At 75.5% G+C, this 20469-nt stretch carries 21 protein-coding genes; 12 read left to right on the plus strand and 9 right to left on the minus strand.

The window, feature by feature from the left end; all coding sequences use genetic code 11:
• Nucleotides 1–7: 7 nt before the first annotated feature.
• Nucleotides 8–1465, minus strand: coding sequence for a dihydrolipoyl dehydrogenase family protein (locus tag IE330_RS09395; protein WP_190135433.1), 1458 nt, complete (start codon nt 1463–1465; stop codon nt 8–10).
• Between the two features lie 117 nt (nt 1466–1582).
• Here IE330_RS09395 and trxA point away from each other — a divergent pair, with 117 nt between their 5' ends.
• The gene (gene trxA / locus IE330_RS09400) at nt 1583–1966 is read left to right on the plus strand and encodes a thioredoxin (protein ID WP_190135434.1); all 384 of its coding nucleotides are present in this window, start codon (nt 1583–1585) and stop codon (nt 1964–1966) included.
• Nucleotides 1967–1984: 18 nt separating this feature from the next.
• On the opposite strand, the gene IE330_RS09405 is transcribed toward trxA, so the two are convergent.
• Nucleotides 1985–3082: a LacI family DNA-binding transcriptional regulator gene (locus IE330_RS09405; RefSeq protein WP_190135435.1), complete on the minus strand. Its 1098-nt coding sequence runs from the start codon at nt 3080–3082 to the stop codon at nt 1985–1987.
• Nucleotides 3083–3671: 589 nt separating this feature from the next.
• On the opposite strand from IE330_RS09405, the gene IE330_RS09410 reads away from it, so the two are divergent.
• Nucleotides 3672–5093, plus strand: a complete 1422-nt coding sequence (locus tag IE330_RS09410) for an amidase (protein ID WP_190135436.1) — start codon at nt 3672–3674, stop codon at nt 5091–5093.
• 85 nt (nt 5094–5178) lie between these two features.
• Complete coding sequence (locus IE330_RS09415; protein ID WP_190135437.1) at nt 5179–5490, plus strand: hypothetical protein; 312 nt, start codon at nt 5179–5181, stop codon at nt 5488–5490.
• Nucleotides 5491–5599: 109 nt separating this feature from the next.
• Here the strand turns inward: IE330_RS09415 and IE330_RS09420 are convergent, their stop codons facing one another.
• Nucleotides 5600–6418, minus strand: coding sequence for a TIGR02452 family protein (locus IE330_RS09420; protein WP_190135438.1), 819 nt, complete (start codon nt 6416–6418; stop codon nt 5600–5602).
• Nucleotides 6419–6688: 270 nt separating this feature from the next.
• Here IE330_RS09420 and egtA point away from each other — a divergent pair, with 270 nt between their 5' ends.
• From egtA to egtD, 4 genes are all read left to right on the plus strand, one after another.
• Nucleotides 6689–8092 carry an ergothioneine biosynthesis glutamate--cysteine ligase EgtA gene (egtA, locus tag IE330_RS09425; RefSeq protein WP_190135439.1) on the plus strand — a complete coding sequence of 468 codons (1404 nt, stop codon included), beginning with the start codon at nt 6689–6691 and terminating at the stop codon, nt 8090–8092.
• A gap of 110 nt (nt 8093–8202) precedes the next feature.
• A complete protein-coding gene (egtB, locus tag IE330_RS09430) occupies nt 8203–9570 on the plus strand; it encodes an ergothioneine biosynthesis protein EgtB (RefSeq protein ID WP_229925511.1) in 1368 nt (455 codons plus the stop codon).
• The gene (gene egtC, locus IE330_RS09435) at nt 9570–10325 is read left to right on the plus strand and encodes an ergothioneine biosynthesis protein EgtC (RefSeq protein ID WP_190135441.1); all 756 of its coding nucleotides are present in this window, start codon (nt 9570–9572) and stop codon (nt 10323–10325) included. Before egtB ends, egtC begins: the two co-directional genes overlap by 1 nt.
• Entirely contained in the window at nt 10322–11284 is a 963-nt protein-coding gene (egtD, locus tag IE330_RS09440; RefSeq protein WP_190135442.1) for an L-histidine N(alpha)-methyltransferase, read from the plus strand. The genes egtC and egtD overlap by 4 nt, the downstream gene beginning before the upstream one ends.
• A 57-nt stretch (nt 11285–11341) precedes the next feature.
• Here egtD and IE330_RS09445 read toward each other — a convergent pair whose 3' ends face one another.
• Entirely contained in the window at nt 11342–12610 is a 1269-nt protein-coding gene (locus tag IE330_RS09445; protein WP_373314600.1) for an extracellular solute-binding protein, read from the minus strand.
• Between the two features lie 264 nt (nt 12611–12874).
• On the opposite strand from IE330_RS09445, the gene IE330_RS09450 reads away from it, so the two are divergent.
• Together IE330_RS09450 and IE330_RS09455 are read left to right on the plus strand one after the other, a co-directional pair.
• Nucleotides 12875–13090: a dodecin gene (locus IE330_RS09450; RefSeq protein WP_190135444.1), complete on the plus strand. Its 216-nt coding sequence runs from the start codon at nt 12875–12877 to the stop codon at nt 13088–13090.
• Between the two features lie 135 nt (nt 13091–13225).
• Nucleotides 13226–14392 (plus strand): lactate 2-monooxygenase, encoded by a 1167-nt coding sequence (locus tag IE330_RS09455; RefSeq protein WP_190135445.1) that lies wholly within the window; start codon nt 13226–13228, stop codon nt 14390–14392.
• 207 nt (nt 14393–14599) lie between these two features.
• Here IE330_RS09455 and IE330_RS09460 read toward each other — a convergent pair whose 3' ends face one another.
• From IE330_RS09460 to IE330_RS09480, 5 genes are all read right to left on the minus strand, one after another.
• The gene (locus IE330_RS09460) at nt 14600–14755 is read right to left on the minus strand and encodes a DUF6131 family protein (protein ID WP_190135446.1); all 156 of its coding nucleotides are present in this window, start codon (nt 14753–14755) and stop codon (nt 14600–14602) included.
• A 75-nt stretch (nt 14756–14830) separates the two neighbouring features.
• Nucleotides 14831–15610 (minus strand): UdgX family uracil-DNA binding protein, encoded by a 780-nt coding sequence (locus IE330_RS09465; RefSeq protein WP_190135447.1) that lies wholly within the window; start codon nt 15608–15610, stop codon nt 14831–14833.
• A gap of 188 nt (nt 15611–15798) precedes the next feature.
• A complete protein-coding gene (locus IE330_RS09470; protein ID WP_190135448.1) occupies nt 15799–16191 on the minus strand; it encodes a VOC family protein in 393 nt (130 codons plus the stop codon).
• Nucleotides 16188–16490, minus strand: a complete 303-nt coding sequence (locus IE330_RS09475) for an ArsR/SmtB family transcription factor (protein WP_190135449.1) — start codon at nt 16488–16490, stop codon at nt 16188–16190. Before IE330_RS09475 ends, IE330_RS09470 begins: the two co-directional genes overlap by 4 nt.
• A gap of 32 nt (nt 16491–16522) precedes the next feature.
• Nucleotides 16523–17755 (minus strand): MFS transporter, encoded by a 1233-nt coding sequence (locus IE330_RS09480; protein ID WP_229925508.1) that lies wholly within the window; start codon nt 17753–17755, stop codon nt 16523–16525.
• Nucleotides 17756–17863: 108 nt separating this feature from the next.
• Between IE330_RS09480 and IE330_RS09485 the strand changes: the two genes are divergently transcribed.
• The 3 genes from IE330_RS09485 (at nt 17864) to IE330_RS09495 (ending at nt 20353) form a co-directional block, all read left to right on the plus strand.
• Nucleotides 17864–18415 (plus strand): CGNR zinc finger domain-containing protein, encoded by a 552-nt coding sequence (locus IE330_RS09485; protein ID WP_190135451.1) that lies wholly within the window; start codon nt 17864–17866, stop codon nt 18413–18415.
• 196 nt (nt 18416–18611) lie between these two features.
• On the plus strand, nt 18612–19109 hold the full coding sequence (locus tag IE330_RS09490; RefSeq protein WP_229925509.1) for an EF-hand domain-containing protein: 498 nt from the start codon (nt 18612–18614) through the stop codon (nt 19107–19109).
• 170 nt (nt 19110–19279) lie between these two features.
• Nucleotides 19280–20353 carry an MsnO8 family LLM class oxidoreductase gene (locus tag IE330_RS09495; RefSeq protein ID WP_229925510.1) on the plus strand — a complete coding sequence of 358 codons (1074 nt, stop codon included), beginning with the start codon at nt 19280–19282 and terminating at the stop codon, nt 20351–20353.
• Nucleotides 20354–20469: the final 116 nt, after the last annotated feature.

The following is a 20469-nucleotide window of genomic DNA, read 5'->3' on the forward strand; positions in this document are numbered from 1 at the left end:
CGGGTGTTCACCCCCGGTACGTCTCCAGCAGGCGCAGCCACACCTCGCTGATGGTCGGGTACGCCGGGACCGCGTGCCACAGGCGGTCGATCGGCACCTCGCCCGCGACGGCGACCGTGGCGGAGTGCAGGAGCTCGCCGACGCCGGGCCCGGCGAAGGTGACGCCGAGCACGACCTCCCGGTCCAGGTCGACGACCATGCGGGCGCGGCCCCGGTAGCCGTCGGCGTACAGGCCGGACCCGGCCACGTTCGCGAGGTCGTAGTCGACGGCGCGGACGCGGCGGCCCGCGGCCTCGGCGGCGGCGAGGGTCAGGCCCGCCGACGCCACCTCCGGGTCGGTGAAGACGACCTGGGGGACCGCGTCGTGGTCGGCGGTGGCGCTGTGGGCGCCCCAGCGGTCGCTCTCCAGGAGGGGCACGCCCTGCGCGCGGGCGGCGATGGCGGCGCCCGCGATGCGCGCCTGGTACTTGCCCTGGTGGGTCAGGAGCGCGCGGCGGTTCACGTCGCCGACGGCGTACAGCCAGTCGCTGCCGGCCACCCGGCAGCTCTCGTCCACGGACAGCCAGGCGCCCGGTTCCAGGCCGACGGTGTCCAGGCCGAGGTCGTCGGTGCGCGGGGCGCGGCCGGTGGCGAAGAGGATCTCGTCGGCGCCGATCCGGTCGCCGCCGTCGAGTTCGACGGTGACGGTGCCGTTCTGCCGGTGCACCGCCGTCACGGAGGTGTCCGTGCGCACCTCCGCGCCCGCCTCGCGCAGCGCGTCGGCGACGAGTTCCCCGGCGAAGGGCTCCATCTTGGGCAGCACCGCCCCGCGCACCAGCAGGGTCACGTGGGAGCCGAGGGCCTGCCAGGCCGTGGCCATCTCGACGCCGACCACGCCGCCGCCGACCACGATCAGCCGCTCGGGCACGTGGTCGGCGCTGGTCGCCTCGCGGCTGGTCCACGGCTTGGCGTCGGCGGCGCCGGGCAGGTCGGGGACGACGGCGCGGCTGCCGGTGCAGACGGCGACGGCGTGCCGGGCCGCCAGCTCCCGTACGGTGCCGTCGGGGGCGGTGACGGTCACCCGGCGGGCGCCCGCGAGGCGGCCCACGCCGCGGAACAGGTCCACGCCGATCGAGTCCAGCCAGCCCGCCTGGCCGTCGTCCTTCCAGTGGGAGGCGTAGTCGTCGCGGTGCGCGAGGACGGCGGCCGCGTCCAAGGGGCCCTCGACGAGGTGGCGCAGGCCGGGCACGCGGCGGGCGTCGGCGCGGGCCACGACGGGGCGCAGCAGCGCCTTGCTGGGCATGCAGGCCCAGTACGAGCACTCGCCGCCGACGAGTTCGCTCTCCACGATCGCCGCGCTGAGGCCCGCGGCGCGGACCCGGTCGGCGACGTTCTCCCCCACCGGTCCGGCCCCGAGGACCACGACGTCGTAGGTGCGGGTGTCCGTGGTGGATGAGGCGGCCGTGGCGTTCGAGGTTGGCGTCATGGGGACAGTCTGGGGCCAGGTGTGCGCCGAGGCCACATGGGTACGCGCGCGGAATACTGCCGCCGTCGCGGCTGTTGTGCGGGACGGCTTCGCCCACATCAGGAAGAGAGACTCATCATGAGCACGACCGTGGAGCTCACGAAGGAAAACTTCGACCAGACGATGACGGAGAACGACTTCGTGCTGATCGACTTCTGGGCGTCCTGGTGCGGGCCGTGCCGCCAGTTCGCACCGGTGTACGAGAAGGCCGCGGAGGACAACCCGGACCTGGTCTTCGGCAAGGTGGACACGGAGGCGCAGCCCGAGCTGGCCGCCGCGTTCGGCATCCAGTCGATCCCCACGCTGATGATCGTCCGCGACCAGGTGGCGGTGTTCGCGCAGCCGGGCGCGCTGCCGGAGGCCGCCCTGGAGGACGTGATCGGGCAGGCCCGCAAGCTGGACATGGACGAGGTCCGCAAGTCGGTCGCGGAGCAGCAGGCCAAGGAGCAGGGCCAGGCGTAGGGCCCCGGCGGGCCGGGGTCAGCTCGACTCGCGGTGCACCACGCTCACGCCGAGCACGTCGTGCACCTCGGGCCGGGTCCCCGGCTCCCGCACCACGCGGTGGACGAGTTCCGCGAGGCCGCGCCCCGACGGCAGTTCGATGCGCACACTGCTCAGGCGCGGCCGCAGCAGCCGCCCCAGCATCAGGTCGTCGGCGCCGACGACGGCGGTCTCGTCCGGGACCCGTATGCCCGCGTCCTGGAGGGCACGCATCAGCAGCATCGCGTACTCGTCGTTGTACGCGTACACGGCGTCGAGGCCGAGCAGCCGCCAGCGGGCGGCGAGCCGGGCGGCGGAGGCCTCGCCGTAGCCGAGGGGCAGCTCGGTCACCTCGGCGGCGCCCGCCCCGCGCACGGCGGCGCGGGCCCCGTCCAGGCGCGGCCGGGCGAAGGGCTCAAGGCCCGGTTCCTCGGGCACCACGACCCCTATGCGGCGGCGGCCGCGTGCCAGCAGGTGCTCCGCGGCGCTGCGGCCGACCAGGCGCTGGTCCATGAGCAGCGCGTGCGCGCCCTCGGCGCGCTGGGGGCCGAGCGTGAAGACCGCCTTGGCGCCGGAGCGCTTGAGCACGGCCACGCCGCGGGCGCCGAGCGCGGTCGCGTCGGGCGCGAGGACCGCCACCGGCCGCAGCTCGGCCCAGGCGCGCGCGGCCTCCTCACCGGTCAGGCCGAGGCTGCCGTACTGCACGACGGTGTAGTCGAACCGGCTGAGCGCCCACTGCAACTCACTGAAGAACTGGCTGAAGAGCGGGCCCACGGGGATCTGCGGCGTGGGCATGAGCACCATGCGGGTGTGCCCGGCGCGCAGGCTGCGGGCGGCGGCGTGCGGGACGTACCCGAGTTCCTTGGCGGCCTCAAGGACGCGGCGGCGCGTGGGCTCGCTGATGCGCACGGCACTGGTGTTGTTCAGGACGTAGCTGACGGTCGCGCGGGAGACGCCCGCGAGGCGGGCGACGTCGGCACTGGTCGGAACGGAGTGCGGCACGGGGTGCGGGGCGTCCCGCTGTTCGGGGTCGGATGGCGGGCTCGGCGCGTCCGGCGCCGGATCCGGCGCGGGCTGCTGCTTCGGTATCTGCACCATGACGGGGGCAATCCTTCCAGACCGCCCCGGGGCGCACCCAGGCGGGCGCGGGGGCGCTGCCGGGCAGGGGACGGGGCACGGCCGCGCACACCGTCGTGGCTGGTGGCGCGGGATGTCATACGCGCCGGTACCCGCGCACGCGCGGCCCGGCGGAGGCGGCACACGCCGCGTACGCGCGCCGCCACAGCGCGGCCCCGCGCGCGGCGGACGGAGGCGAACTCCCGCCAATCGATACCGCGTTGCCCCACCGGAAGCTACCGTGCGGTAAGTGACGACGGTGGCGCGCGGCCCTGCGCCGTCCGGGGCGACGTCCCCGCGGCTCGGTGGGGGCGCCTCGCACGCGGTCCGGTGCGGCGGCCCGCGCGGGAGCGCACGGGGTTCGGTGCGAGCCCCGTACCCGCGCCCCCGGGGCGTCGGTACGCCGAAGTGCTCCGGTGCGCCCGCTGCCGCCGTCCGCTGCCCGCCGCCCGCTGCCGCCGCCCACCACTCACCACCGTTCGCCGCCCACCACCCGCCGACCGACCGCCACCCACCACCGCCACCCACCACCGTCCGCCGTTCGACGTATGCGAAGTGAAGGTGCCGCAAGATGACCGCCGACCGTTCCGAAGGCCTCGCGGAGGCCGTTCGTGCGCTTGCCGCCGGTGAGGTGTCCGCGCGGGAGCTGACCGAGCGGGCGCTCGCCCGGATCCTGGCGACGCAGCCCGTCCTGAACGCCTTCCGCGTGGTGCGCGCCGAGGCGGCGCTCGCCGAGGCGGACGCCGCCGACCGGCAGTTGGCGGCGGGCGTCCGCGCGCCGCTGCTCGGGGTGCCCGTGGCGGTGAAGGACGACACCGACGTGGCGGGCGAGCCCACGGCGTTCGGCTGCCCCGGCGACTTCCCGCCCAAGGCGCGGGACGCGGAGGCGGTGCGCAGGCTGCGGGCGGCGGGCGCGGTGATCGTCGGCAAGACCAACACGTCCGAGCTGGGGCAGTGGCCGTTCACCGAGGGCCCCGCCTTCGGCGACACCCGCAACCCGTGGAACACCGGGCACACGCCGGGCGGTTCGTCGGGCGGTTCCGCCGCGGCCGTCGCCGCGGGCCTCGTACCGGCGGCGCTCGGCTCGGACGGGGCGGGTTCGGTACGGATCCCGGCCGCCTGGACGCACCTCGTCGGCATCAAGCCGCAGCGCGGGCGCATCTCCACGTGGCCGTGGCCGGAGGCGTTCAACGGCATCACCGTGAACGGCCCGCTCGCCCGCACGGTCGCCGACGCCGCGCTGCTGCTCGACGCGGCCAGCGGCAACCACGAGGACGACCCGCACCGGCCGCCCGCGATCCGCGCCGCCGAGGCCGCCACGCGCGAACCGGGCAAGCTGCGGATCGCGCTCTCGCTGCGCACGCCGTTCACGGGCACGCCCAAGCGGCTGCACCCGCTGGTGCGGACGAAGGTGGTCGACCTCGCCAACCGCCTGGCCGCGCTCGGGCACGACGTGGAGGAGGCCGACCCCCGCTACGGGCAGATCGGCCTGGCCTTCGTCCCCCGGGCCACGGCGGGCATCGCCGACTGGGTGCGCCAGGTGCCCGACCCCTCGCTCCTGGACCCGCGCACCAAGGAGGCCGCGCGCCTCGGCCGGCTGCTCGGCGGGGCGCCGCTGCGCCTGTCGCGCCGGGCGGAGGCGACCCTGGCCCGCCGCGTCGGCGCCGTCTTCGACACGTACGACGTGGTGCTCGCGCCCACCACGGCGACCCCGCCGCCGCCCGTCGGGACGCTCGCGAAGCTGAGCGGCTGGCGGACCGACCAGGCGATGATCGCGGCGTGCCCGTACGCGTGGCCGTGGAACGTGCTCGGCTGGCCGGGCGTGAACGTGCCCGCGGGCCGCGTCGCAGGCGGCCTGCCCGTCGGCGCCCAGCTCCTGGGCCCCGAGGGCGGCGAGCCCCTGCTCATCTCGCTCGCGGCGCAGTTGGAGGACGACCGGCGCTGGCACCGGTACTGGCCCGAACCGCTGGCGGGCACGTCGGCGGCGCCCTGACCGGGGCGGGGCCCGGCGCGGGGGCGGGCCGGGGGGGCGGGAAATTGCGGTGCGCCGCGCGGGAGCGCCGTCTACCGTCCGGTCCGTGCAGCTCTACGAGATCCACATCCACGGATGCGCCGACACGGACACGGCGCTCGCGCTCCAGGAGCCCGTCGCGCGGCTGTTGTGCCCGGTCGAGGACCACGACGGGCCCTGCGAGGTGCCGTGGGGCCTCACCCTCGGCGACGACGCGCTGGTGCTCGGCATCTTCGCGAGCGCGGCGAAGGCCGCGGACGTGGCCGACCGCGTACGGGCGTTCGTGGGCGAGGCGCATCCGGTCACGCTGGGTGAGGCGGCGGACGGGCTCTTCGACGAGCTGGCGGAGCAGTACCGGATCGAGCACCCCGGGAGCTGACACCCCTCCCCCGCTCCCCCGAGCACCCCGGGAGCTGACGCCCCTCCCCCACTCCCCCCGAGCACCCCGGAAGCCGGCACCCCGCCCCCGTGCCCTCGCCTCGCCGCGCCTACGCGAACGCCTTCTCGAAGGCCCCGCGCGTCGTCGCGCCCTTCGTGTGGTCCAGGACACCGAACACCACGTGCGCGAAGTGCCCCGCGAACCGTCCGCCCGGACCGAGCAGCGCCCGGAAGGCCTCCGCGACCTGCGCCGGGTCGTTTTGGAAGACCCCGCAGCCCCAGGCGCCGAGCACCAGGCGGCGGTAGCCGCAGGCCTCGGCCGTCTCCAGGACGCGCTCGGCCCGGACGGCGAGGACCCCGGGCACCTCGGCGGCCCGCTCGGGGGTTCGCCGCCGGATCACCCCGGCGTTCGGCGCGGGCGAGGTGAGGAACCCGGCCGCGTACGGGGTGTCGAGGAGCGCGCCGCGGTCGTCGCGGAAGACGGGCACGGCCGGGCTGTGGACGACGCGGTCGCTGTAGAACGGGTCGCGCTCGGCGCGGTGGTGGTCGTAGAACGCCCGCGCCTCCAGCAGGCAGGCGTACAGCGCGGAGGCGCGGCAGAGCGCCTCCTCCTGGGCCTGGGCGCCGTTGAGGAAGCCGCCGCCCGGGTTGCGGGCGGAGGCGAAGTTCAGCACGGCCACCGGGTCCGCGCCCGCGGCGTCCAGGCGGCGGGCCGCCTCCAGGCTGGACTCGCCCGTGACCTCGACGCGCGTCGGGCCCGCGGCGCGCGGCTCCACGGCGACCGGCCCGGGGCCGTGGACCCGGGTGCCGGCGCGGGCGGCGGCGACCTGGTCGGCGAGGCGGACGTACCGCCCGTCCGGGGCGGTATAGCCGCCCGCGGCGACGATCGCCGCCGTCTCCTGCGCGATGCCGCGCAGCCGGGCGCTCATCGGTCCCCCTGTGTCAGGTGTGCTGTTTCGGCCATCCTGCGCGGGAAGCGCAGGGCGGTGCTGTGTCGGAAGAAGTCCCCCGTGTAGTGCATGAACAGATGGTGGGGCGCGCCTGCCGTTCACCGCAACGGCATTTCCCGGCCACCGGCGGCCGTCTTGTGCGAAATACCGTGACGGTCTTGGCTGTTACGAGCGCTGTCCGTCGGCGCCGTCCGGGCCCGGCCGCCGCCGGGCCATGTCCCCGCCGTCCCGGAACAGGAGGTTCCCGGCATGCCAGAGGGAGACTGTACGCACCGTCACGCGCCCCCCGGTGACGCCGTGACCGAGGCCGAGGTCGAGGCCCTGGTGCGCGGCATCTGCTTCAAGACCGGGCCGCCCGCCACTGTGGGTGTCGAGCTGGAGTGGCTCGTCCACGACCGGCGTTCCCCGCGTCTTCCCGTCACGTCCGCCCGCGTCGAGGCCGCCCGCGCGGTGCTGCGGACCCGAGCACCGCACTCGGCGGTCACCGTGGAACCCGGCGGTCAGCTCGAGCTCAGCTCGCTGCCCGCCCCCTCGCTCACGGACTGCGTCTCCGCCGTCGCCGCCGATGTGGCCCTCGTCCGTGACGCTCTGCACCCCCTGGGTCTGACCCTCACCGGCCTCGGCGCCGACCCCTGGCGCGCCCCCACGCGCGTACTGCGCGAGCCGCGCTACGACGCCATGGAGTCGTGGTTCGACCGCGCGGGCGAGGCCGGACGGCGCATGATGTGCTCCACCGCGTCCGTGCAGATCTGCCTGGACGCCGGGTACGAGGAGCCGGGCCCGCTCGGCTTCGCGCGCCGCTGGCGGCTCGCGCACCTGCTGGGGCCGGTCCTGGTGGCGGCGTTCGCCAACTCGCCGGTGCAGGACGGCCGCGCCACCGGCTGGCGCTCCACGCGGCAGGCCGTCTGGGCGGGCATCGACCCCGGCAGGTCGGGCGCGCCCGCGCTCGACGACGAGCCGCGGGCGGCCTGGGCCCGGCACGCCCTGGACGCGCCGGTGATGTGCGTCCGTACGCCGGGCGCCGAGACCGCGGAGACCACCGGGAGCGCGGAGACCGCGGAGGCCGCGGAACCTGCGGAGACCGCGGAGGCTGTCGGCGCCGCCGACGCGCCGGACGGGACGCCGTGGCTGGTGCCCCAGGGGCTGAGCTTCCGCTCCTGGGTGCGCTCGGGGCTGCCCCGGCCGCCGACCCGCGCCGACCTCGCCTACCACCTGACCACGCTGTTCCCGCCGGTCAGGCCGCGCGGGCACCTGGAGCTGCGCATGGTCGACGCGCAGCCCGGCGAGGACGGCTGGGTGGTGCCGCTCGCGCTGACGACCGCGCTGTTCGACGACGCGCAGGCCTCCGAGACCGCGTACCGCACCGTCAAGCCGCTGGCCGAGCGGGCCGGAGCGGCACCGGCGCCGCACAACGGACTCTGGCGGGACGCGGCGCGCCACGGCCTGACGGACCCGGAGCTGCGCGAGGCGGCGCAGGCGTGCTTCACCGCCGCCCTGGACGCGCTGCCCCGGATCGGCGCCTCCCCCGAGGTGACGGCCGCGGTCGCCGCGCACGCCGACCGGTACGTGGCGCGCGGGCGCTGCCCCGCCGACGACCTGCTCGACGCACTCGACGCACGAGGGGCGCTCACCCCCGGGAAGGACGTACTGTGACGACCGGCTCCACGGCCCGAACCCCGCACGAGGCGGCCCGCACCCCGGGCGGCACACCCCGCGCCCCGGGCGGAACGCCCCGCACCCCGCACCAGCCCGAGCCGCACCAAGTGGCCGCCGACCCCGAGGCGCTGCGGCGGCGGGCGCGGGCCGCGCTGGTCGCCGCGCGGGAGCGCACCGCGCTGCTCACCTCCTGCGTCGAGGACGCCGACCTGACCGCGCAGCACTCGCCGCTGATGTCGCCGCTGGTGTGGGACCTCGCCCACATAGGCAACCAGGAGGAGCAGTGGCTGCTGCGCGCGGTCGGCGGCCGTGACGCGCTGCGGCCCGAGATCGACTCCCTGTACGACGCCTTCGAGCACCCGCGCGCCACCCGGCCCTCCCTGCCGCTGCTGCCGCCCGAGGAGGCCCGCCGCTACGCCGCCGAGGTGCGCGGCCGGGCGCTCGACGTGCTGGAGACCACCCCGTTCACCCCGGGCACGCCGTTCGCGTACGACGGGGAACACGGCCGCGGCGGCCTCACCGACGCCGGGTTCGCCTTCGGGATGATCGCCCAGCACGAACAGCAGCACGACGAGACCATGCTGATCACCCATCAGCTCCGCAAGGGCGCCCCGGCGCTCACCGCGCCGGACCCGGAGCCCGTCCCGGCGTACGACGGTCCGGCGGAGGTCCTGGTACCCGGCGGCCCGTTCACGATGGGCACGTCCACCGAGCCGTGGGCGCTGGACAATGAGCGCCCGGCCCACCGGCGCCAAGTGGCGCCGTTCTTCCTGGACGCCACGCCGGTGACGAACGGCGCGTACCAGCGCTTCGTCGACGACGGCGGCTACGACGAGCCGCGCTGGTGGCACGAGCGCGGCTGGGAGATGGTGCGCGCCCACGGCGTCACGGCCCCGCTGTTCTGGCGCCGTGAGGGCGGGCAGTGGCTGCGGCGGCGCTTCGGCCACGTCGAGCCGGTGCCCGCCGACGAGCCGGTGGTGCACGTGAGCTGGTACGAGGCCGACGCGTACGCGCGCTGGGCGGGGCGGCGCCTGCCCACGGAGGCCGAGTGGGAGAAGGCCGCGCGCCACCGGCCCGGCGAGGACCGCTCGGCCCGCTACCCGTGGGGCGACGAGGACCCCACGCCCCGGCACGCGAACCTGGGCCAGCGCCATCTGCGCCCGGCGCCCGCGGGCAGCTATCCGCGGGGCGCCTCACCGCTCGGGATACGCCAGTTGATGGGCGACGTGTGGGAGTGGACGGCGAGCGACTTCCTGCCCTACCCGGGGTTCGTCGCCTTCCCCTACCGCGAGTACTCCGAGGTGTTCTTCGGCGGCGACTACAAGGTGCTGCGCGGCGGCGCCTTCTCCGTGGACGCCGTCGCCTGCCGGGGCACCTTCCGCAACTGGGACCACCCGGTGCGGCGGCAGATCTTCTCCGGCTTCCGCACGGCGCGCGACGTCACGCCCGCCGAGTCGGCGGCGGGGCGCGCCTGATGTGCCGTCACTTCGCCTACGTGGGCGACCCCGAGCCGCTCGGCACGCTGCTCGTGGCGCCCCCGCACAGCCTGTTCCGGCAGTCGTGGGCGCCCCGCAGACAGCGGTACGGCACCGTCAACGCCGACGGCTTCGGCGTGGGCTGGTACGCCGACGGCGACCCGGTGCCCGCCCGCTACCGCAGGGCCGGGCCGATCTGGGCCGACCTGTCGTTCGCGGACCTCGCCCGCGTGGTGTGCTCCCGTGCGGTGCTCGCCGCCGTGCGCGACGCCACCGCGGCGGGCGCGGACGGGGAGGCCGCGGCGGCGCCGTTCGCCCAGGGCCGCTGGCTGTTCAGCCACAACGGCGCCGTCACGGGCTGGCCCGGCTCGCTGGCGGACCTCGCCGGGGCGCTGCCGCCCGCCGACCTGCTCGCGCTGGAGGCGCGCTGCGACTCGGCCCTGGTGTGGCGGCTGGTCCTGGCCCGCCTCACGCGCGGCGAGAGCCCCGGCCAGGCGCTCGTGGACGTCGTCCAGGACGTCGCCGCGGCGGCGCCGGGCTCCCGGCTCAACTTCCTGCTCACCGACGGCGACAGCATCGCCGCCACCGCCTGGGGCGACACCCTCTGGTACCTGACCGGGCCGGGCCGCCGCACCGTGGTGGCCTCCGAGCCCTACGACGACGACCCGCGCTGGCGCGCGGCGCCCGACCGCGCCCTGCTGGTCGCCGACCGCACCGACGTTCTCCTCACCCCGCTCAAGGAGCCACCCGCGTGAGCCCGTTCTCGCTGACCCGCACCCTGCCCGAGGACGCCACCGGCGCCGCGCTGCGCGCCGACGTCCTGCACGGCCTGACCCGTACCCCGAAGACGCTGCCGCCGAAGTGGTTCTACGACGCGCGCGGCAGCGTCCTGTTCGACGAGATCACCACGCTGCCCGAGTACTACCCGACGCGCGCCGAGCGGGAGATCCTCGTCGCCAGGGCGGCCCGGATAGCCGAGGTCACCGGCGCGCGGACCCTGATCGAGCTGGGCTCCGGCTCCTCCGACAAGACCCGCCACCTCCTCGACGCGCTGCCGGACCTGGACACGTACGTGCCGGTGGACGTCAGCGAGTCGGCGCTGACCGGCGCGGCGAACTCGCTGCTCGCGGACCGCCCGGGGCTGCGCGTGCACGCGCTGGTCGCCGACTTCACCCGGGGCCTGGCACTGCCGAAGACGCCGGGGCCGCGCCTGGTGGCGTTCCTCGGCGGCACCGTCGGCAACCTGCTGCCCGCCGAGCGCGCCGCGTTCCTCACCTCGGTGCGCGGCCTGCTGTCCCCCGGCGACGCGCTGCTCCTCGGCACGGACCTGGTCAAGGACGCCTCGGTGCTGGTGTCCGCGTACGACGACGCGGCCGGGGTGACGGCGGCGTTCAACAAGAACGTGCTGCGGGTCGTGAACCGCGAGCTGGGCGCGGACTTCGACCCCGAGGCGTTCGCCCACGTCGCGGTCTGGGACCGGGACCGGGAGTGGATCGAGATGCGGCTGCGGTCCCGCCTCGCGCAGACGGTGAAGATCCCGGCGCTGGACCTCGCGGTCCACTTCGACCGCGGCGAGGACCTGCGGACGGAGGTGTCCGCCAAGTTCCGCGAGGACGGCGTCCGTGGCGAACTGGCCGCGGCCGGTCTCGAACTGACGCAGTGGTGGACGGACGAGCGCGGCCGGTTCGCGCTGTCCCTGAGCACGGCGTCCTGAGACCCGGCCCGGTGCGCACCGCGGGGGCCCGCCACCGGCGGGCCCCCGCCCCGCGGCTCAGCGGCCGTGGTCGTCCAGGGTCTCGGTGATGCGGCGCGAGGCGGCCTTGGCCTCGGCGGCGGGGTCGCCACCGGTGAGCACCTTCGTCATGTACGCCTTGATGGGGTTGTCGGCCTCGACCAGGGCCCAGCGGGGCGAGGCGGGTGTCGCCCGGCCGCGCGCGGCGCCGGCCGCCATCGCGGCCACGGCCGGGTTGCCGGAGACGGCGGGCGCGAGCGTCGTCTTGTTCGGCACGTAGTTCATCGTCCGCGCCAGGTCCTTCTGCCACTTGTCGCCCGCGAGGGCCCGGACGACCTCGACGGCCGCCTTGCGGTCCTTCGTGCCCTCACGCACGACGAGGTCGGAGCCGCCGGTGAAGACCGCGCCCGGCTTGCGGGCGGTCTTGCCGGGGACCGGGAAGTAGCCGATCTTCCCCTTGAGGCGGGGGTTCTTCGCCTCGATGGCGCGGGCGGTGCCGGGCACCGCGATCATCTGCGCGACGTCGCCCTTGGCGAACACCCCGGCCTGCGGCGGGTGTTCCTCGTCCGCGTCCTCCGGCCCGTTGCCGAGCTCCTGGAGCCGCTGGTAGAACTCCATGCCGCGCAGCGCCGCCGGGGAGTCGAGGGCGCCCTTCCACATGCCGTCCTTCTCCTTGGCCAGGTCGCCGCCCTCGTCCCAGATGAACCCGGACAGTGTGTACCAGTCCTGGCCGGCGAGGTAGATGCCCTGGTTACCGCCGGTGTTGAGGCGCTGCGTCGCGGCGAGCCACTGTTCGCGGGTCTTCGGCGGCTGCTTGATGCCTGCCTGGGCGAACAGGTCCTTGTTGTAGAGGACGACGCGGTTGGCCGCGTACCACGGCACCCCGTACTGGGCGCCCCGGTAGCGCCCGGGCTCGGCGAGGCCGGGCAGCCAGTCGTCCATGCCGAGGTCGCGCGCGGACTCCAGGGTGAGGTCCTCCAGGCCGCCCCCGTCGACGTACTGGGCGACCTGGGTGTTGCCGACCTCGATGACGTCGGGGCCGTCGTCGCGCTTGAGGGCCTTCTGCACCTTGGGGCCGATGCCGGTCCACGGGTGGATGCGGATGTCGAGGTCGATGTCGTCGTGCTGCTTCTCGAAGCCGTCGGTGAAGCGCTCGACGAAGGCGTCCGTGGCGCTGCCGCGCATCAGCCAGACCGTGACCGTGGTCTTGTCGTCCCCGCCGGGCAGGGCGTCGCAGCCGGCCAGCAGGGCGGTGGCGGCGCAGGACAGGGTGAGGGAGAGGGCGATACGTCTGTGGCGCGTGGTCACGTCGGTCACTTTCTGCCGGGGAACAGCATGGGGGAAGGGGACCCGACGTGGGGAAGAGCGGCGCTCGAACGGGTATGCGGGATTTTGGTACGGACCAGCCATCCGGTCAAGGGTTCGCGGCACATCGGCCCCACGCGCGGCTTTTCTGTCAAGAGCGCCTCTCGCGCCAGTGACCCCGTCCGTCCCGGCCGTCAGGAGGCCCCCGCCCGCGCGCGGCACTACCGTGGAGGCACCCGCACCGCCGCGGAGAGGAGAACCTCCCTCATGTCCGACCACACCTACCGGGTCACGGAGATCGTCGGCACCTCCCCCGAGGGCGTCGACCAGGCCATCCGCAACGGGATCAGCCGCGCCTCGCAGACGCTGCGCGGCCTGGACTGGTTCGAGGTCACGCAGGTGCGCGGCCACATCGAGAACGGGGAGATCCAGCACTACCAAGTGGGCCTGAAGGTCGGCTTCCGCCTGGAGGACGCGGGCTGAGCCGGGCGCCGCCCGCTCCAGGAGGAGCCTGGTGGCGCACCCTCGCGAGGCCCTCGTGGTGCGCCGGGGCGCCGTCCTGCACCCTGGTCGCCGGGGTGCCGCACGGGACGGCGCCCGGAGCGGAGGGGCAGGCGCATGGGGCAGGCATTCGGTTCCTACCAGAACGAGATCTACCTGGACGGGCTCGGCGGGGTGGCGCCGCGCTTCCCCATGGGCTTCGCCGGGTGGGAGGCCCGGGCCGAGGCGGCGCTGCCGCCCTCGGTCTGGTCGTACGTCGCCGGCGGCGCCGGGGACGAGCACACCCAGCGGGCCAACGTCGCCGCCTTCGCGCGCTGGGGCCTCATACCGCGCGTGTTCGCCGGCGCGGTCGAACGCGACCTGACGGTCGAGCTGTTTGGGACGGTCCTGCCCTCCCCCGTGCTCATGGCGCCGATCGGGGTGCTCGGGCTGTGCGCCCAGGACGGCCACGGCGACCTGGCCGCCGCGCGGGCGGCCGCCCGTACCGGCGTGCCGATGATCGCCTCGACGCTGTCGGCCGACCCGCTGGAGGACGTCGCCGCCGCGCTCGGCGACACACCGGGGTACTTCCAGCTCTACACGCCCACCGACCGCGACCTGGCGGAGAGCCTGGTGCGCCGCGCGGAGGCCGCCGGGTTCCGGGGCATCGTCGTCACGCTGGACACCTGGGTCACCGGCTGGCGCCCGCGCGACCTGTCCACCGCCAACTTCCCGCAGTTGCGCGGGCACTGCCTCGCCAACTACTTCTCCGACCCGGTCTTCCGCGCCCACCTGAAGCGCCCGCCGGAGGAGGCCCCGCAGGAGGCCGTCCTGAACTGGGTGCGCGTCTTCGGCAACCCGCTCACCTGGGACGACCTGCCCTGGCTGCGCTCGCTGACCGACCTGCCGCTGATCCTCAAGGGGCTGTGCCACCCCGAGGACGTACGCCGGGCCAAGGACGGCGGCGCGGACGGGATCCACTGCTCCAACCACGGCGGACGGCAGGCCAACGGCGGGCTGCCCGCGCTCGACGCCCTGCCCGGCGTCGTGGCGGCGGCCGACGGGCTGCCCGTCCTGTTCGACTCCGGCGTCCGCAGCGGCGCCGACGTCGTCAAGGCGCTCGCCCTGGGCGCCACCGCGGTCGCCGTGGGCCGCCCCTACGCGTACGGGCTCGCCCTCGGCGGCGCCGACGGCGTCGTGCACGTCCTGCGCTCACTCCTCGCCGAGACCGACCTGACCATGGCCGTCGACGGCTACCCGACCCTGGCCCACCTCACGCCCGAGGCGCTCCGGCGCGTGGGGTGACGGGCGGGACGGCCGGGACCGGGGGACGGACTGACGGCGTACGGAACGCGGCGTACGCGACGACGGCGTACGGGCTGGGGGCGTACGGACTGACGGCGTGCGGGACGACGGCGTACGGACTGACGGCGTGCGGGACGACGGCCTGCGGGGCGGCGGGCGCGAGCCCTGCCCGCCGCGCCCGGGCGTGCGCGTCCTTCCCGCCGCGCGTCACCAGTAGTGCCGCCTGCCACCCACCGCGTGGCCGACGGAGCCGAGCACCCACAGGACGGCGCCGACCACGAGGAGGACGATGCCGATCGTCCAGAGGATCGAGATACCGGCCACCCAGCCGATGACGAGCAGAATGAGCCCAAGAGTGATCATTGGGTCCTCCAATCTCCCGGTACGTCCAGTATGCGCCGCGCGTACCGGAGTGCCGCGCCGGTCGGCCCGGCCGCTTCAGCCGAGGAAGCCCGAGGCGACGCGCAGGTCGGCGACGAGGCCTTCGAACGCCTCGTCGCGGTTGGTGGCCCGCAGGACCGCCGAGGGGTGCACCGTGGCGAGGAAGTGCCGATGACCGTCGCCGCCGTCGTCACCGTCGCCCTCTCCGGCCACCAGCGGCAGCTCCGTCCCCGGTGCGAGGGAGAGCAGCGCGCCCCGCGCCTCGGTCACCTTGAAGGAGTTGCCGAGGAGCGACTTCCCGGCCGTGGCGCCGAGCGCGACGATCAGCTCGGGCCGCACGCGCCGCACCTCGGCCGCGAGCCAGGGGCGGCAGGCGGTCAGCTCGCCGAGGTTCGGCGCCTTGTGGATGCGGCGCTTGCGGCCCTCGGTGACGGGGGCGAACTTGAAGTGCTTGACGGCGTTGGTGACGTAGGCCTGCTCCGCGTCGATGCCGGCCTTGCCGAGGGCCGAGTGGAGCAGCCGCCCGGCGGGGCCCACGAACGGCTCGCCCGCACGGTCCTCCTGGTCGCCGGGCTGCTCGCCGACGAGCATGAGGCGCGCGGGCGCGGGTCCCGCGCCGAACACGGTCCGGGTGGCGTCCGCGTACAACGGGCAGCCGCGGCAGTCCGCGGCGGCGCGGCGCAGGACCGGGATCCCGCCCCGCGCGGGCACATAGGGCAGGGCCCCTTCGGAACCCCGCTTGCCCGCCGCCTTCCTGCCCACCGCCTTCTTCTCGGCCTTCTCGGCCTTCTCATCCGCCGCCCGCTCGGCTGCTGTTTTCCTGTCCGCGCCCGGCATGGTTCCTCCTTCAGCCAGCGTCTCACCCGGCCCCCTGACCGGCGAACGGGGCGGCGCCTCGTCGCCGGTGAGCGGAACGGTGCCCGCGCGGGGGTGCGCGGACCACCTCCCGAGTCACCACCCTGCGCGAACGAACCGCCCGGTTCCGCTACGGGGACGCGCACGCCGGGCCGCGCGCGGCCGCCGCCCTACTCCGGCTGCGTGGCGATCTGGATCAAGTTGCCGCAGGTGTCGTCCAGGACGGCGGTGGTCACGGGACCGGCCTCCAAGGGCTCCTGCGTGAAGCGGACGCCGAGGCCGCGCAGGCGCTCGTACTCCGCCCACACGTCGTCCACGGTGAACTGGGCCAGCGGGATGCCGTCCTCGACGAGGGCGTCGCGGTAGGTCCTGGCGGCCGGGTGGCCGAGGGGCTCCAGGAGGAGCTCGGTGCCGCCGGGCTCCTCGGGCGAGACGACGGTCAGCCAGCGGTCCTTCTCACCCACCGGGACGTCGTGCTTCTTCACGAAGCCGAGGACCTCGGTGTAGAAGTGCAGGGCCTTGGCCTGGTCGTCGACGAAGACGCTGGTCAGAAGGATCCTCATGGGGTGTTCTCCTCCGGTTCTGAGGTGCGGGGCACGAGCCATCGCTCGACGATCAGCCGCAGCGGCGCCGTGTTCAGATCGTGGAACTTGTAGCGGCCCTCCCGCCTGGTCTCGACGAGCCCGGCCGCCTCCAGCACGGCGAGGTGCTGCGAGACCGCCTGCCGCGAGATGCCGAGCCGGTGCTTCATGCTCAGCCGCGAACAGATCTCGAACAGTGTCTGCCCGGACTGCTCCGCGAGCTCGTCGATGATGGTGCGCCGCGTGGGGTCGGCCAAGGCTTTGAAGAGGTCATCGGCCACGCCCTCACGATAGGCAAGTCACCACTTGCCTATCAAGTCGAGGTGTCTCCGGCCGCCCGGCGCCTTCGCAGCAGGAGAGCGCCCAGCGCGGCCGCGGCGACCTGGCAGCAGGCCACCGCGAGGACGAGACGCGCGGGCCCGGCGGCCTGGCAGGCCCCCGCGAGCGCGGCCCCGGCCGCGGAGAAGGCGCTCTTGACGCTCGCCCCCAGGGTGAACACCTGGGTCCGGGCGGCCGGGGGCGCGTAGCGGTCGCGGCCGGCCAGCAGGGCGGCGAAGAGAGGGCCGGTACAGCACCCGGCCAGAGCGAAGCCGACGGCTGCGGCGAGGGGACCGCCCGTCCACGACACGGCGGCCAGCGGCACCCCGGTCGCGCACAGCATGGCCAGGACGGTCCGTTCGGGACGCCGGTCGCCCCAGGGCCGCCAGGCGTACGCCAGGGAACCGGCGAGGGAGCCGACGGCCATGACGGTCATCAGGCCGCCCGCGGCCCAGGGCGCCTGGTAGCGGGTGGCGAGCAGCACGCAGACCACGGGCAGGGCACCGATGCCGAACTGCCCGAGACCGCTGGCCCAGGTGAGTGAGCGCAGCGGCGGGTCGCGCACGAGCAGCACCGCGGCGGCCTTCACGTCGCCGGGGCGCAGCGCGGGGCCGTCCGGCGCGGGCCGGGGGCGCAGGGGCAGGGAGAGGACGAGCAGGCCACCCGCGACCGCCACGGCGCCGAGCGCCAGCAGGGCGGGGGCGGGGCCGACGGCCGCCGCGAGGACGGAGACGAGGGCCGGCCCGGCGATGCCCGCCAGGTTGTACGTGACGGCGTCCAGGCTGAAGGCGCGGCCCAGCGCCGCGGGCGGGAGCAGGTCGCCCAGCAGACTGGTCAGGCCGCCGGTCACCAGCGGGGTGCAGCAGCCCGCGGCCCCCGCCGCCGCCAGCGCGACCGGTGCGGGCGCGCGGCCGGTCAGCCCCGCCACGGCGGCCAGCCCCAAGCCGTGGCCCACCAGGGCGCCGGCGTGGAACAGCCGGCGGCGCCGGACCCGGTCCGCGAGAGCGCCGGCCGGCGGGGCGGCGACCAGGCCGGGCACCAGGAGGGCCGCGACCAGGGCACCCCCGAAGGCGGCGCTGCCCGTGCGGTCCACGGCCAGCACCACCAGGGCGACCCGCGCCCCTTCGGAGGCGAGGCGAACCATGAGGGCCACCTGCATGTACCGGATGAGCACCGCCCCGGGCGCGCGGGGGCGCGTGCGCGGCTCCACGGACGTCTGCGTACCCACCGCGCGCCTCCAGACCTGGACTTGGGACCCGGCCGCCCCGTACGGCCGCCCCATTCGTCATACCCTCAGGGGATGACGCCATGTGTGCCCGTCGCCCATACTCACGGCGTGAGCTTCCTCTTCGTCAGCGACCATCCGGCCCTCGACTTCGCCGCCACCGTGGCGTGGCGCACCACCCGCCCGGTGGAACTGCTGGGCGGGCCGCAGGACTTCGCCCGGTGGGCGGCCGAAGCCGGGCTTGTCGACCGGCTGGAGACGGTGAGCCGGGCCGATCTGATCTCGGCCCGGGCCCTGCGCGAGGCGATCCACCGGCTGGCGCTCGCCGCCGCCGGGGGCGGGCCCGCCGACCCGCGGGACGTCGCCCGGGTCCGGCGGGCCGCCGCGCACCCGCCGGTACGTCCCGTGCTGCGGGACCTGGGCCGGGTGGAACGCCGCGGCGGGGTGCGGGAGGTGCTGGCCACCCTCGGGGCGGGCGCCGCCGACCTGCTCGGCGGTCCCGACCGCCTGCTCATCAGGCGCTGCGCCGGTGAGCCGTGCACCCGCCTCTTCCTCGACCGCTCCCGGGCGGGCACCCGGCGCTGGTGCTCGAAGCGGAGCTGCGGCAGCAGGGTCAACGCCGCGGCCTACCGCCGCCGGACGCAGCGGCACGACCACGCCTGACGGAACGGACCCGTCGACCTCGATGCCACGCCCGGCTCGTGTGCCCGTACGACACGACCGGCTTCGACCACCCATGACCACCACGAAGCCACTGACGACCCCACATGAGCGTTGTGCCCACATTCGTCTGAGTCTGTCGCCCCCTGGGTAGTTTGGCGGTGGCAAAGCCCTGTCCGCGCACCCAGGAGAACCCGTAGTGACCGACTCACCGCAGCACCGCATCTTCACCATGCTGGACGTGGACGGCGACGGCGTCGTCACGCACGCCGAATACCTCGGCCGCGTCGAACGTGTCGCGTCGGCCGTGGGGCGCGATCCGGAGCACCGGGTCGTCGCCGCGTCACGAGCCGCGCACGAGGCCGTCTTCCAGGACATGGACGGCGACCACGACGGACGGGTGACCTTCGAGGAGTACCGCTCGTGGGTGGGGCACGACGCGTTCGAGCGCTCCTGCCGGCCCGCGCTGGGCTCGCTGTTCGACATCGCCGACCTCGACGGTGACGGACTCCTGGACCGCGACGGGTTCGTCCGGCTGCGCACGGCGGCGGGCAACGCCGGGGCCGCGGCCGGGGCGGCGTTCGACGCCCTCGACGCCGACGGCGACGGGCTGATCGACCGCGACGCCTACCTGACGGGCATCCGCGACTTCGTCACCACGGGCACCTCCCCCATGGCCGCGGCCTACGTGGCGTAGCCCGGCCCCGGAGGCCACGTGGCGTAGCCCGGCCACGGGGGACGGTGTGCACGGTGTCGGGCGCCACGGAGATCGGAATCACTTTGCCCGGCCCGCCTGCCTGGCGGATCATGGAGCCGGCAGCGGAGGCCATCCGGGTGACGTCCGGGACCGACTCTTACGGAGCAGCCGTGCAGGACCAGCAGCGACACGCGTCCCGGCGCATACCGGGTCCCCACGGGCGAGCGGTACGGCTCTCCGTCCTCGACCGCTCCCGGACCCGCGAGGGCCACGACGGCCCCGGGGCGCTGCGGGACACGGTCCGCTTCGCCCAGGAGGCCGAGGCGCTCGGCTACCACCGCTTCTGGGTGTCCGAGCACCACGGGGTGCCCGGGGTCGCCGGTTCCGCGCCGACGGTGCTCGCGGCGGCCGTCGCCGGAGCCACCCGGACGATCCGGGTGGGCACGGGCGGCGTGATGCTGCCCAACCACCAGCCGCTCGTGGTGGCCGAGCAGTTCGGTGTCCTGGAGGCGCTGTTCCCGGGCCGGATCGACATGGGGCTCGGGCGGTCCGTCGGGTTCACGGACGGGGTGCGCAAGGCGCTCGGCCGCGACAAGCACGCCGCGGAGGACTTCGCGGCCCAGCTCACCGAGGTGCTCGGCTGGTTCCGCGGCACCTCGGACACGGGGGTGCGCGCCTACCCCGCCGACGGCGCGCGGGTCCCGGCGTACGTCCTGGCCACCGGTGAGGGGGCCGCCATCGCGGCGGAGGCGGGGCTGCCGCTGGTCATCGGTGACCTGCGGGGGCGCGAGCGGATGCTGCGCGCCGTCGACGGCTACCGCGCGGCGTTCCGGCCGTCGCCCTGGGCGGCGGAGCCGTACGTGATCGTCTCCGGCACGGTCGCCGTGGCCGCCACCGAGGAGGCCGCGCGCCGTCTGCTCGTACCGGAGGCGTGGTCGATGGCGTACGCGCGGACGCACGGCACGTTCCCGCCGCTGCCGCCCGCCGAGCGCGTCGAGGAGCTCGCGGCGGGCGGCGCGCTGACCGACAAGGAGCGGAGCCTGTACGAGTCCGGGCTCCAGGGCCACATATACGGCACGGAGGAGCAGGTCGCCGACGCGCTGGCGGCCCTGGTCGAGGACAGCGGCGCCCAGGAGGTCCTGGTGACGACGAGTACGTACGACCGCGAGGGCCTGCTCGACTCCTACCGGCGCCTGGCGCGCGTGGCGGGCCTCACCGGGGGCGGGGGCGCCGACCGTCCCTGACGAGGGGCGGGGCCCAGCGGGGCGCGCGAACTGAGCCCCCGGGGGGTGCCCGCCCGAGGTGCGCGGCGCGTACCGCCCTAGGATCGTGGGGTTTGTCCCCTCGTCGCGTTCGGAGC

The sequence above is a fragment of the Streptomyces longispororuber genome (genome assembly GCF_014656095.1).
Classification (GTDB): domain Bacteria; phylum Actinomycetota; class Actinomycetes; order Streptomycetales; family Streptomycetaceae; genus Streptomyces; species Streptomyces longispororuber.